Origin of the sequence: Leucobacter luti (assembly GCF_004217175.1) — a bacterium.
GTDB lineage: Bacteria > Actinomycetota > Actinomycetes > Actinomycetales > Microbacteriaceae > Leucobacter > Leucobacter luti.
In genome coordinates this window covers 177,000-190,447 of sequence record NZ_SHKI01000002.1, presented here as the reverse complement: position 1 = coordinate 190,447, position 13,448 = coordinate 177,000, and the positions used below count along the sequence as shown (strand labels likewise).

Sequence of the window (13,448 nt, the reverse complement as noted above, 5' to 3'; positions counted from 1 at the left end):
TTGGGCCGGGGTGAGTCCGGCGGGCTGGGCGTCCGGTTAGAGGCCCAGCTCGTCGAGCCGCGTTTCGAAGCGGAGCTGCACGTCCTCCGGGTCGGCATCGGCCCCGTCCGCCCAGATCGCGTCGAGCTCGCCCTGCACCTCGGCCGGGAGCGCCTCGTACTTGCGGCTCCAGTTCGCGATCGGCGTCCAGTACCCCACAACCTTGAAGTTGGCGGTGGGCAGCTCGAGCTCGCGGCGCAGATACTTGCGCGCGTCGCGCAGCGCCACGGTCTCCCCGGCCACCCAGACGTAGCCCTCGGTGAGCGGGAGCCGCGCGTCGACCACGCTGCGCACGATCTGGCCGAGCGCACTCGGCCCGTGCCCGTTGCCCCCGACCACCCAGGACACCTCAACGTGCGGCCCCACGGGGAGTTCGATGCGCTCGTTCTCGTCGGCAATCTCGATCACCACGCGGGTGCGCACCTCGGGCGGCGCCTCCGCGAGGATGCGCGCCACCGCCGGGATGCCGGTCTGGTCGGCGGCGAGCACCTGCCAGCTGATCCCGGGCGGCGGGGCGTAGAGCCCCGTCGGCGAGTTGAGGCCGAGCACGTGGCCGGGGGCCGCACCTGCCGCCCACGGGCCGGCCACCCCCGCGGCGTGCACCACAAAGTCGATGTCGAGCTCGCCCCGCTCGGGCCGCACCCCGCTGATCGTGTACGTGCGCATGGGGGCGTCCGGGGCACCCTCGGGAGTCACCCACCAGTCGCCGTCGGGAATCGGCAGCGACACGTCGGTGGGGTCGGCGCCGTGCGGGAAGAACACGCGCACGTACTCGTCGCCGATGCCTGTGCTCAGAAACTCCGAGATGCCGGCGCCGCCGAGCGTAATGCGGACGAGCGATGGGCTGAGTTCGGCGGTCTGCGTGACGATACCGCGGTGGATGCTCACGGGGTCTCCGTTTCTGGTGGGGTGGTGGGTGGGTCGTTCGGGGAGGCGTGGGGCGGCATGACACCGCGGGGGCCGGTCTGGGCGAGCCAGAATCGCCGGTAGGCCCCGCCCGCGGCGATGAGTTCTTCGTGCGTGCCGCGCTCGATCACGGCGCCGTCGGCGCACACGAGAATCTGGTCGGCCGTGGCGGCGTGCTGCAGCTGGTGGGCGATGAGCACGGCGGTGCGACCGCGACGCAGTGCGGCGATGGCGCGGTCAACTTCGGCGCGGTGCTGCAGACCGACGTCGGCGGTCGCCTCGTCGAGGATCACGAGCGCCGGATCGGCGAGGATTGCGCGCGCGACGGCGAGCTGCTGGATCCGGCCCCCGTCGAGGTCCGGGTCGAGGTCGAGGTCGCTCCCGGGAGCCGCCGCGACAAGCGGTTTGGCCCAGTCGGCGCCGGCCGCGGTGAGCGCGGCTCCCAGCTCAGCATCGCTCGCCCCGGGCGCCGCGAGCCGCAGGTTCGCCGCGACCCCGCCGCGGAACAGGTGCAGCTCCTGCGACAGCGCGAACGGGATCGCCGGCGGCGTGAGCCGCAGGGTGCCGGCGGCCGGGGCGTCGTGCCCGGCGATGAGCCTGGCGAGCGTGCTCTTACCGGACCCCGAGGCCCCCACGATCGCGGTCGTGGTGCCGGGCGCTCCCCGCATGCTGACGCCCCGCACCCCGCGCGCGGTGCCGGGGTAGGCGAAACTCACCTCGCGCAGCTCGATCGCGGTCCGGGCGGTGGCCGCCGCCGGGGTGGCCGGGTGCGGCAGCGGCGCATCGGCGGCGAGCCCGATGACGCCGACGAGCCGCGCGAGCCCGATCGCCGCGCGCTGCACGTCGTCGAGGCCAAAAATGAGCTGGCCGATCGGGTCGAAGAGGCGGTGGAACACGAGCGCGGCGGTGGTGACGGCGCCGACGGTGAGCGCGCCCTGTGCGTGCAACAGCCAGCCGGCGGCGAGGATCCCGATGAGCCCTGCGGCCTCGCCCCCGTTGATGGATCGGAAGAGGCGGTTGCGCAGGCCCACGCCGACGATCTGCACGCGGATCGACGCGCGGGCGCGCTCCGCGACGAGGTCGAGCGCGTGCCCCTGCTCGTTGAGCGCCGTCAGCGTCTCGTGACCGTCGATCGCCTCAAGTACGGCCTGGCTGCGCGCGGCCTCGCGGGCGCGCACCTCGCGGAACACGACGCGCGAGCGGCGCAGGAACGCCCGCGTGCCCAGCACGTAGAACGGCACGCACGCGAGCCCGGCGAACGCCAGCCACGGGTTGAGCACGGTGAGTGCGGCGAGCGAGACCACAATGGCGAAGCCCGCCGAGAGCAGCGCCGGGACCACGTTTCCCCCGGCCTCGGAGACGGCATCGACGTCGCCGGTGACGCGCGAGAGCAGGTCGGCGCTTTCGGCGTCGTCGACGCGCCGCGCCGGGAGCCGCATCGCCGCGGTGAAGACATCCTCCCGCAGCCGGGCCAGGAGGTCCTGCACCAGGCCGACCAGGATCCGCGCCCCCCACAGGGCGACGAGCGCGGCCCCGATGGCGCCCGCGGCAACCCCGGCCACCCACACCGCGACGACCGGCCAGGCGGCCCCGGCGGTGACCGCGTCAACGATCCGGCCCAGGCAGGCGGGCATCACGAGCCCGAGCGCCGCCGCGACGAGGAATAGGACCGCGACGCCGGCGAGCCGGCCCCGCTCGCGTCGCAGGTGCCCGCGCAGCGCGCCCCACACCTCGGCCCCGCTGGCGATCGGCAGGCCGGGGCCGTCGCCGGGGTGCGGTGCTTCAGCCACGTCGCTCACCACCGTCGCCGCCCGCCGCGGCGCTCGCCTCGAACACCACGCGATCGCAGGCGGCGAGCAGCACGGGCGAGGTGGTGATCGCGATCACGGTGCCGCTGTGGCGCGCGAGTCCCTCGGCGATCAGCGCCTCCGTGACCGCGTCAACGGCGGAGGTCGGCTCATCGAGCACGAGCACCTGCGCATCCGAGTGGAGGCCGCGCGCGATGCTGATGCGCTGCCGCTGGCCGCCGGACAGCCGGCGCCCGGCCTCGCCCACCTGCGCGTCCCAGCCGCCGGCCTGGTGCACGGTGTCGTGCAGCGCGGCAGCCGCCACCGCGCCCGCGTGCGGCACCGCTTCGGGGTGCCCGCCCCGCCCGCGCACCGACTCGCGCAGTGTGCCGCTCGCGATGACGTGCCGGTGCGGCAGCGAGACGACGCGGCGCCGATACGCCACGGGATCGAGCTCCCGCGCGTCGTGGTGCTCCCCGGCGACGGCGAGCGTCACCGCGCCGGTGGCCCCCGCGGCCCGCAGCCCAAGCCGCCGGGAGAGCTCCCGGGCCGACTCGCTACTGGCCGGGCGGACGCCGAGCAGCTCGCCGCTGCGCACGGCGACGCGGTCGGAGCCGAGGCTGAAGGTGAGCACCGCGCCGGTGGCGTCGGCGGAGCCAGGGGCACCCGCGGCGTCCAGATCCGCGGGTCCGGCCGCACCGGCGGCGGGCACCCCGAGGAGGTCATCGGCGTTGATCACCTCGGCGAGCCGCCGCGCCGAGGCGAGCTTGTGGATCCAGTTCGACGGGAACGATCCGGCGTATGCGAGGGCACCGCTGATGAACTGCGCGAGGCCGAGCACGGTGATCAGCTCGCCGATGCTGATCTGGCCGCCCGAGGCGAACCAGGCCGAGGCGCCAACAAAGCTGCTTGTCACGAGTGCGGCGAGGACGCCGCTGACCGCCTCATACCCGGCGAGGGAGCGCCCGGCCGCGGTGGCGGCCACGCGGGAGCGGTCGCTCGCGCGCTCATAGCGCCGCGCAGCCTCGGCGCGCGCACCGATCCCCACGAGCACGCGGTACCCGCTCATAAAGTCGGCCGCGACCGCGCCGGCCTCGGTGGCCGCGCTCTGCTCCGCCCGCCCGCGCCGCTCAAGCGGCCGCGAGACCCCGCGCATCGCGAGCATCATTGCGACCGCCGAGAGCAGCACCGCGGCCGTCGCGATCGGCGAGATGACGAGCATTGCGAGGGCCGCACCAGCGAGCGAGGCGAGCGTGGCGCTCTGCTGGGCGACAGACCACGCGACGCCGGCGACGCGGTAGGTGTCCGAGGTGACGAAGGTGAGCGCCTCCCCCGGCGTGAGCCGGGTGGCCGACAGCCGCGGCCTGAGGAGGCGCGTGAGCGCGAGGTGCCGCAGCGCCTGCTCGCCCACGCCGTACACGGTCACCATGAGCCGTGAGGCGGCCTGGTAGCTCACGGTGAGGACCACGAAGACGCCGAGCAGCGCGCCGAGCCACAGCGCGAGCGCCCCACCATCGACGGGGAGCACGGCGCGGTCGATCGTGATGCCAATGAGCACGGGAACGGCCGCCTCGGCGAGCGCGTGCAGCATGAGCAGCGCGGTCGCCCCGGCGAGCGCCACGCCGCGGCCGTCGCCGGCGAGCGCGATCCCGAAGAGCCGACCCGGGGTGTACGCTTCGGTCACGGCCGCCGCCGCCCGAGCGGAAGCACAAGCGGGGTGCCCGAGACGGGATCGGTGATCACGGTGCACGGGAGGTCGTACACCCGCTCGACAAGCTCGGCGGTGATGATCTCGCGCGGATCGCCCTGCGCCACGATCTCACCGTCGCGCATCGCCACGAGGTGCGTGGCGTAGCGCGCCGCGTGGTTGAGGTCGTGGAGCACCGCCACGAGCGTGGTGCCATCGCGGTGCAGCTCGGCGAACAGCTCAAGGAGGTCGATCTGGTGGGCGATATCGAGGAAGGTGGTGGGCTCGTCGAGCAGCAGGTGGCCGGTCTGCTGCGCCAGCGCCATGGCCACCCAGACGCGCTGGCGCTGGCCGCCCGAGAGCTCCTCGACGAGCCGCTTCGACAGTTCGGTGATCCCGGTCGCCGCCATCGCCTCGGCGACGGCGGCCTCGTCGGCTCGACTCCAGGTGCGCAGCGCGTTCTGGTGCGGGAAGCGGCCGCGGCCCACGAGATCGGCGACCGTAATGCCGTCTGGCGCGAGCGACGACTGCGGCAGCAATCCCAGCTCGCGCGCCACGTCCTTCGGCTTGCGGGAGCGCAGTTCAGCCCCGTGCAGCAGCACCGAACCGGTCGAGGCGCGCAGCAGCCGTGCGAACCCGCGCAGCAGCGTTGACTTACCACACGCGTTCGGGCCGATGATGATCGTGAACGAGTGGTCGGGGACCTCGAGTGAGAGACCGGAGACGATTGGCGTATCCCCGTAGCCGAGGGTGATGTCGCGGGCGAGCAGCGAAGCGGTCACGAGTGTTCCTTTCAGGCGCGGCGCGCGTACTGGGCCGCGAGCAGCCAGGCGAGGTAGATGCCACCGACCGACACAGTCACGACCCCCACGGGGACCGTGGCGAGCTGGGCGACGGCGTCGGAGACCACCACGAGGGCGGCGCCGGTGAGCATGACGGGGAGCGTGCCCATCGGGCTGTTCGAGCGGGTGAGGCGCTGGCTGATCTGCGGCGCCGCGAGCGCAATGAACGAGATCGGACCGGCGGCCGCGGTGACGAGTGCGATCAGGGCGACACCGAGCACCACCGCCGCGAACCGGGTGCGGCCGGCGTCGATCCCGAGCGCGGCCGCCGCGTCGTCCCCCATTTCGAGCACGGGGAGGCGCCGCGTGAGCGGCAGGGTGAGCACGAGGATCACCGCGAAGACGAGCGCGGCCGGGGCGAGCTGGTCGAAGCCGAGCGAGGCGATCGATCCGGCACCCCAGGTCGCCGCCATCATCGCCTTCTCCACGCTCACGGTGATGAGGATCCACGAGGTCAGCGCGCCCAGGCCGGCCGAGACGCCGATGCCCACGATGATGAGCCGAAAGGCCGAGGTGCCGCCCTTCGACGCGAGCGCGTACACCAGCAGCGCGGTGAGGAGGCCGCCGACGAGCGCGCCCGAGGCCTTCCACAGGTACGTGTTGAGCTCAAGCACGATCATCACGAGGGTCACGCCGAACTGCGCGCCCACGCCGAAGCCGATGATGTCCGGTGAGCCGAGCGGGTTGCGGGTCAGCGACTGGAAGATGCCGCCCGAGAGCGCGAGGGCCGCGCCGCAGAGCACCGCGAAGAGGACGCGCGGGAGGCGCCACTCAAACACGACCTGCCGGGCGTCGGGGTCGCTCGCAGGATCGAAGATCGCTCGGATCACAGCCCCAAAGCTCACCTCGTACGCGCCGAGGGTGAGCGAGGCGAGGCCCGCGCCGAGGATGACGAGGGCGAGCGCCGCGCAGACGATCATGGTGCGCCGCGGCGTGCGGCCAGCGAAGCGTGGCGTCTCGAACGTGATGTAGCGGCGCCCGAAGTCGACGGCGGGCCGCTGCGGGATCGCCGCGCCCCCGGCGGGCTGCTGCGCGGTCACAGGCCACTCGCCCGGGTGCGGCGCACGAGCGCGATGAGCACGGGGGCGCCGAGCAGCCCCGTGACGATGCCGACGCGCAGCTCACCGTTGGGCAGCGCGATGCGGCCGAGCACGTCCGCGAGGAGCAGGAAGGTGGGGCCGACCACCATCGAGTAGCTGAGCACCCAGCGCTGATCCGGCCCGGTGAACCAGCGCACCACGTGCGGGATCATGATGCCGACGAACGCGATGGGGCCGGCCGCGGCCACGCTCGTGCCGGCGAGCAGGGTGACCGCGATGATGACGAGGAGGCGGGTGACCGCCACGCGTGCCCCGAGCGCCTGCGCGAGGTCGTCGCCGAGGGCGAGTGCGTTGAGCGAGCGCGCGCAGACGAGCCCGATAATGAGGCCTGCGAGGATGAGCGGGAGCGCCCAGGCGAGCTGGTCGAGCTCGCGACCCCCCACCGATCCGACGCCCCAGAAGCGCATGACCTGCAGGGTGCTGTGGTTCTGGAGCACGATCGCGGTGGTGAAGCCGGTGAACGCGGCGCCGAGGGCCACGCCGGCGAGCGTGAGCTTCATCGGTGTCGCCCCGGATGGGCCGAACGAGCCGAGGCCATACACGAGGAGGGTGAGCACGAGCGCACCGAACAGCGCGAACGGCACGTAGGCGCCGGGCGCGGTGAGGCCGAGCACGCCGACGGCGAAGGTGACGGCGAACGATGCGCCGGCGTTGACGCCGAGAATGCCGGGATCGGCGAGCGGGTTGCGAGTGAACGCCTGGATCAGCGCACCGCAGACCGCGAGCGCGGCCCCCACCAGGATCGCGAAGACCGTGCGCGGCACGCGCAGCTCCATGACCATCACGTGCAGCGGGTCCGACGCGTCGTGCGCGGTGAGGGCGGCGATGACGGTGGCCGGGTCGATGGCGCGGTGCCCCACCCCGAGGGACAGCACCGTCGCGAGCGCGAGGGCGACGAGCGCGACCGCGAGCCCCGCGACGCGCGCGCCGTTGCGGGCGAGCAGCCCGGTGCGGGCGCGGCGCGGCGCGGGCGCACCGGACGGCGCGGTCGCGGTCGCGGTCGTTGCCGCTGGTGCGTCCGCGTCCGCCCGCGGCGCGGCCGGGGCGGCGGAGGCGGAGGCGGAGGCGGAGGCGGAGGCGGAGGCGGAGGCGGAGGCGGAGGCGGGCGGGGCCGCCGCTGCGCGGGGTGCCGCTGGCGCGGTACCGGCGGCGCTCCGCACGACGCGCGGGGCCAGGCGAGCCGGCCCCGCGGTCGCTTCGGGCATCGGCCTGATCACTTGCCGTTGATCGTCGGCTCACCCTGCAGTGCGCCGGCGAGATCCTCGACGTACTCGGGCAGGATGTACTTCAGTGAGAGCACGGTCGGCGCGCTGATGGCGGAGGCCTTCGCCTCGTCGGCGTAGATCACGTACGAGTTCTTGGCGATCGGGTTCCACGCGGCGACGACCTTGTTGGCCACCGTGTACTCGCCCTCGGCGGCGCTTCCGCCCCACGCCGCGAAGAGATCCGCGTCGACGTCTGGCAGCTGCTCGAGGCTCACGCCCGTGTACCAGTTGTCACCCTCGGCGGTGGAGAGGAACGTGTCCATCGCAGACGTCGAGGTGAAACCGAGCGCCTCGGTGATGCGCACGCGGGGGTCGTAGTCGAGGTAGACGCCGAGGTCGGTGCCGCCCTCGTTCAGCGTGAGGCCCCAGACAAATGACTTGTCCTTAAACTCGGGGTGCTCCGACGCGTACGACTCGATGAGTTCCTCGGTCTCGGTCACCAGCTCGGTCGCGCGCTCGTCAGCCCACATCGCCTTGCCGATCGTGGTGGTCATTTCCTCCCACGTCCCCGGGTTCCACGGCCCGGTGATGTAGGGCACCGTGGGCGCGATCTCGCTGAGCCGCTCGTACTCCACATCGGTGATCCCCGAGTACAGGCCCAGGATCAGGTCGGGCTTAAGCGCCATGATCGCCTCGTAGTTGGGCCCCTCTTCCGCGTAGGGGATCACCTCGGGCGTCTCACCGTACTCGGCGGTGACGAAGTCCTCGAACCACGGCTGGTAGCCGCTCTCCCCGGCACCCCACACCTCCTCGATCCCGACCGGGTTGGTGCCGAGCGCGGCCACCACGTCGGGCGACATCCAGCCGAGGGCCACGATCCGCTTCGGCTTCTCGGGAATCGTGGTCGAGCCGTGCGCGTGCTCGATCACGACGCCGTCGCTTGACGCGGGCGCAGCCGTGGCTCCGCCACCCGCGGAGCACCCGGTGACGGTGAGGACGGCGGCGAGGGCGACCGCGGCGAGCGACGAGAGTCGCCGCGCTCGGGGGCGCGCGTGAGTGTGCGGCATGGTTCTCCTTACGAGAGGTGGGACGGTGGCCGCGGCAGTACGGCTCTGGGTGTCAGTGCGGCGGTCGGAGAGCCAGAGCGGCAATCATCCGACGTAGGAAAGCCTCACCTAACGAAACGATGCTAGGCGGAGATCGCCGCCCGCGGTGTCGCGAACCCGACGACTTGTGTTCCAAACTCGACACCGGCCCGCCACGGGCACTCCGCCGGAGTCCCTACCGCCAGTAGCTCTGCCGGGCCGAGTCGGCGCGCACCCGCGACACGTGCTCGCGCGGCGTCACCCCGAAGCGCTCCCTGAACGCCGCGGAGAACGCGCTCGTGGTCGCGTATCCGCAGCGGAGCGCCGCGGAGCCCACCGGCGTCCCCTCTGCGATGAGCCGCGCCCCGAGACTCATGCGCACCCCGGTACGCCACTGCCGAAAACTCATGCCGATCTCGGTGGTGAACACGCGCAGCACCGTGCGCTCGTGCAGGCCGTGCGCCGCGAACAGCTCGCGCGCCGTGCGCGCTGCGCCGGGCTCGGTGAGCACGGTCTCCACGAGCGCGCGCACCCGCTCGTCACTGGGAACCGGAAGCTCGGTCCACCGATCCTCCCGGCGGGTGTCGGCCTCCTGCGACGGCAGCTGCAGCAGCTCGATCAGCACCTCCTGGATCCGCACGCGCAGCCCCGGATCCATGTCGTTCACCCCGAGGTGCAGCAGCATCTCCTGCACGGCTCGCGGTACGAGCACCCGCGCCACCTCAGCGATCGGCTCGCGCAGCGCAGCGTCAGAGACGTAGGTGTAGCAGCCGGTCGAATCGCGGTCGTGCCGCGCCGTGTGCGGCGTGCCGGCCGGGATCCACACGCCCTGCCCCGGAGCGAGGCTCCAGAGCGCGTCTTGCAGCTGCACGGTCACGGTGCCGCGGTAGCACCAGGCGAGCATCGCCTCGGGGTGGCTGTGCGGCGGCGAGATCGGCCGCAACGCGGCCGCCTCCCCCGACACCACACCGGTACCCATCAGGTACGGAGCCACGACGGCCGCGGGTTGCTCCCCGCTCACGTCCCAGTCCGCACTCCGATACAAGTTCATCAGATGAATAGCGTAGCAGGGGCGTTGGGGCCATCCTCAGGCGGCCGCTTGACGGCCCCCAGGGCGGTCACACGACCGATCACGGAGATCGCCGGGGAGGCTCCGCCCGCACCGCGCACCACACTGCAGCGGCACCCGGGCTGCCAACGGTGTCGCGCACGATGCACCCAGCCGTGAAACGCCACAGCGGGGCCCGAGATCAGATCCCGGGCCCCGCTGCTTCACGCATTCGAGGGGTTAGTGCGCCGCAGTGGCGGCTTCCTCTTCCTCGGTGTGCCGGCGACGCTTCCGCGCCACCAGGAACACCCCAGCGCCGAGCAGGAGCAACAGCCCCGCAAGGACCGCCGGCTGAGTGAGCGCAGCACCGGTTACGGCGAGCACCTGCTCAACAGGCGTCGGGGTCGCCTTCGGCTTCTCGGTCGGCGGGACGACAGCCTTCGCCGCCTGCACCGTCACCACGGTCGGATCCGACACATTGCCGGCGGCGTCCGTCGCGGTCACCGAGAGCTTCGCTCCCGGCTTCTGCGGCGTCGTCAGCGTGATGCTGAACGAACCGTCGGTGCCAGCGGTGCCGGTGCCGATGACGTTGCCGTCAGCGTCCGTCACCGTCACCGTCGAACCGGGCTCGGCGTGACCCGTGACGGTCTTGCCGTCTGTCGGATCAACGGTCGGCGCGTCAGGAGCGATTGAATCAACCGTCACTACTGTCGGAGCCGAGTTCGTACCAGCCTCGTTCGTGGCAACCACCGAGAGCTTCTCGCCCTCAGCGGCCACACGATCCAGGGTGATGCTGAACTTACCGTTCTTGCCTGCCACACCGCTGCCGATGACGTTGCCGTCAGCGTCAGTCACGGTGATCTTCATGTTCGGCTCAGCAGAACCAGACACGGTCACACCATCGGTCGGGTTCACCTTCGGCGAGGTCGGGATTCCCGAGTTCACTTCCACCTTCGTGGCAGCGGACTCGTTGCCTGCGGCATCGGTCGCGGTCGCGGTGACGATGTCACCGGTCTTCGCGGCCGGCTTCAGCGCAACGTTGAATGCACCATCGGTGCCAGCAACGCCGGACCCGATGACCTTCCCGTCCTTGTTCTTGATCATGATCGTCGCACCGGGCTCAGCAGAACCAGTGACCTGCTGACCGTTCGACGGGTTCACCACGGGCGCGTCAGGAGCAACCGCGTCAACGGTCACCACGGTCGGGTCCGAGACGTTGCCGGCAGGATCGGTCGCGGTGACCGTCAGCTCAGCACCCTCGGGCGCAGCCGGGCTCAGTGAGAACTCGAAGTTCCCCTCAGCATCAGCCGTGCCAGAACCGAGCACCTTGCCGGTCGTGTCCTTCACGGTCACAACCGAACCGGCCTCAGCCTGACCCGACACCTGCGTGCCATTGGTCGGGTTCACCACGGGCGCGTCAGGAGCGGTCGAATCAACAACCACCTCAGTCGGCTCCGACGTGTTCCCAGCAGGATCAGTGACCTCAACGGTGATCTTGTCACCGTCGTCCGGGATCGGACTGATCGGGATAACAAAGTTGCCATCCTTATCAGCTTCGCCCTCGCCAATGATGTTGCCTTCCTTGTCCTTCACGACGACCTGCGCGCCGGGCTCAGTCTGGCCCGTCACCTCAGAACCATCGGTCGGGTCAACGATCGGCGTCGTCGGAGGAACCGAGTCAACGGTCACCACCGTCGGATCCGACACGTTGCCAGCAGGATCAGTTGCCGTCACGGAGAGCGTTGCACCGTGATCAGCAGCCGGGCTCAGTGAGAACTCGAAGTTCCCCTCAGCATCAGCCGTGCCAGAACCGAGCACCTTGCCGGTCGTGTCCTTCACGGTCACAACCGAACCGGCCTCAGCCTGACCCGACACCTGCGTGCCATTGGTCGGGTTCACCACGGGCGCGTCAGGAGCGGTCGAATCAACAACCACCTCAGTCGGCTCCGACGTGTTCCCAGCAGGATCAGTGACCTCAACGGTGATCTTGTCACCGTCGTCCGGGATCGGACTGATCGGGATAACAAAGTTGCCATCCTTATCAGCTTCGCCCTCGCCAATGATGTTGCCTTCCTTGTCCTTCACGACGACCTGCGCGCCGGGCTCAGTCTGGCCCGTCACCTCAGAACCATCGGTCGGGTCAACGATCGGCGTCGTCGGAGGAACCGAGTCAACGGTCACCACCGTCGGATCCGACACGTTGCCAGCAGCATCAGTCGCGGTGACCGACAGCTCCATGTCGTGCGCGGCTGCCGGGGTCAGCGGGAGAACGAAGTTGCCGTCCTTATCCGCAGTGCCCTCACCAATGACGATGCCGCCCTTGTCTGTGACCGTCACAACAGACCCTGGTTCGGCCTTGCCGGTGACCACGGTTCCGTTTGTCGGGTCAACGGTCGGAGCAGCTGGAGCAGCGGAATCCACCACAACCTCAGTCGGCTCAGACGTGTTCCCAGCCGGATCAGTCACCTCAACGGTGATCTTGTCACCATCACCCGGCGTGGGATCCAACGGAAGAACGAAGTTGCCGTCCTTATCCGCAGTGCCCTCACCAATGATGTTGCCATCCTTATCCCGCACAACGACCTGCGCGCCGGGCTCAGTCTGGCCCGTCACCTCAGAACCGTTCGTGGGATCCACATCCGGCGCGATCGGAGCAACCGCGTCAACGGTCACCACGTTCGGCTCAGACGTGTTCCCAGCAGGATCAGTCGCGGTGATCGACAGCTTGTCGCCGTCCTTCGCCGCGGGATCCAGACTCACCAGGAACGAACCATCAGGCTGCGCAACCGCAGTTCCGAGTACGTCACCGGCCTGGTTCTTCACAGTCACAGTTGAGCCAGCCTCAGCAGAACCGGTGACATTCTGACCGTCAGTCGGGTTCACCTCTGGCGCATCCGGTGCGAGAGCATCAATAACCACCACGGACGGAGCAGACGAAACGTCAGCCTCGTTCGTCGCGACCACAGCGATCTCGTCACCGTGTCCGGGAGCAGAGTCCAGCTTGACGCTGAACGCGCCATCCTTGTCCGCAACACCGGAACCAATCACATCACCGGCAGCATCTAGCACCGTGATCTTCATGTTCGGCTCGGCAGTACCCGACACCACGGTGCCGTTCGACGGGGCAACCGTCGGCGACTGCGGAATATCCGAGTTCACCGAGACCGTCGCCGGAATCGATACGTTCCCGGCCGCATCCGTTGCGGTCGCGGTGACAACGTCACCGGTCTTCGCAAACGGATCCAGAGCGATGTTGAACGAACCATCGGTGCCAGCAACGCCGGTACCAATCACGGTGCCAAGGGCATCCATGATGTTGACCGTCGAGTTCGGCTCAGCCGAACCAATAACCACCTGACCATTCGACGGGTTCACGAAGGGCTCGTCCGGAGCGATCGAGTCAACGGTCACGATCGTCGGATCCGATTCGTTGCCAGCCGCATCAGTCGCGGTCACCGAGAGCTCAGCGCCCTCGCCAGCAGGAGTACTCAGAGCGAACTCGAAGTTGCCCTCAGCATCAGCCGTGCCAGAACCCAGGATCGTCCCGTTCTTGTCACGAACGATCACCTTCGAGTCAGCTTCAGCCTGACCCGACACCTTCGTACCATTCGTGGGATCAACCGTCGGAGCATCCGGCGCAGCGGAGTCAACGATCACGATCGTCGGATCCGATTCGTTGCCAGCCGCATCAGTCGCGGTCACCGAGAGCTCAGCGCCCTCGCCAGCAGGAGTACTCAGAGCGAACTCGA

The 13,448-nt window shown here is 70.3% G+C and carries 9 protein-coding genes; all 9 read right to left on the bottom strand.

Features of this window, described 5'->3' with window-relative positions; genetic code table 11:
* Positions 1-36: 36 nt before the first annotated feature.
* A complete protein-coding gene (locus tag EV139_RS00845) occupies positions 37-927 on the bottom strand; it encodes a siderophore-interacting protein (RefSeq protein WP_130452432.1) in 891 nt (296 codons plus the stop codon).
* Entirely contained in the window at positions 924-2,735 is a 1,812-nt protein-coding gene (locus EV139_RS00840; RefSeq protein ID WP_130452431.1) for an ABC transporter ATP-binding protein, read from the bottom strand. Before EV139_RS00840 ends, EV139_RS00845 begins: the two co-directional genes overlap by 4 nt.
* The gene (locus EV139_RS00835; RefSeq protein ID WP_130452430.1) at positions 2,728-4,416 is read right to left on the bottom strand and encodes an ABC transporter transmembrane domain-containing protein; all 1,689 of its coding nucleotides are present in this window, start codon (positions 4,414-4,416) and stop codon (positions 2,728-2,730) included. Before EV139_RS00835 ends, EV139_RS00840 begins: the two co-directional genes overlap by 8 nt.
* Positions 4,413-5,201, bottom strand: a complete 789-nt coding sequence (locus EV139_RS00830) for an ABC transporter ATP-binding protein (RefSeq protein WP_130452429.1) — start codon at positions 5,199-5,201, stop codon at positions 4,413-4,415. Before EV139_RS00830 ends, EV139_RS00835 begins: the two co-directional genes overlap by 4 nt.
* 11 nt (positions 5,202-5,212) lie before the next feature.
* The gene (locus EV139_RS00825; protein ID WP_241988929.1) at positions 5,213-6,301 is read right to left on the bottom strand and encodes a FecCD family ABC transporter permease; all 1,089 of its coding nucleotides are present in this window, start codon (positions 6,299-6,301) and stop codon (positions 5,213-5,215) included.
* Positions 6,298-7,566: a FecCD family ABC transporter permease gene (locus EV139_RS00820; protein WP_237465649.1), complete on the bottom strand. Its 1,269-nt coding sequence runs from the start codon at positions 7,564-7,566 to the stop codon at positions 6,298-6,300. The genes EV139_RS00825 and EV139_RS00820 overlap by 4 nt, the downstream gene beginning before the upstream one ends.
* An 8-nt stretch (positions 7,567-7,574) precedes the next feature.
* The gene (locus EV139_RS00810; protein WP_130452428.1) at positions 7,575-8,633 is read right to left on the bottom strand and encodes an ABC transporter substrate-binding protein; all 1,059 of its coding nucleotides are present in this window, start codon (positions 8,631-8,633) and stop codon (positions 7,575-7,577) included.
* 214 nt (positions 8,634-8,847) lie between these two features.
* Positions 8,848-9,702, bottom strand: a complete 855-nt coding sequence (locus EV139_RS00805) for an AraC family transcriptional regulator (protein ID WP_130452427.1) — start codon at positions 9,700-9,702, stop codon at positions 8,848-8,850.
* Between the two features lie 237 nt (positions 9,703-9,939).
* A partial coding sequence (locus tag EV139_RS00800; RefSeq protein WP_206750804.1) for an Ig-like domain-containing protein occupies positions 9,940-13,448 on the bottom strand: 3,509 nt, incomplete at its 5' end.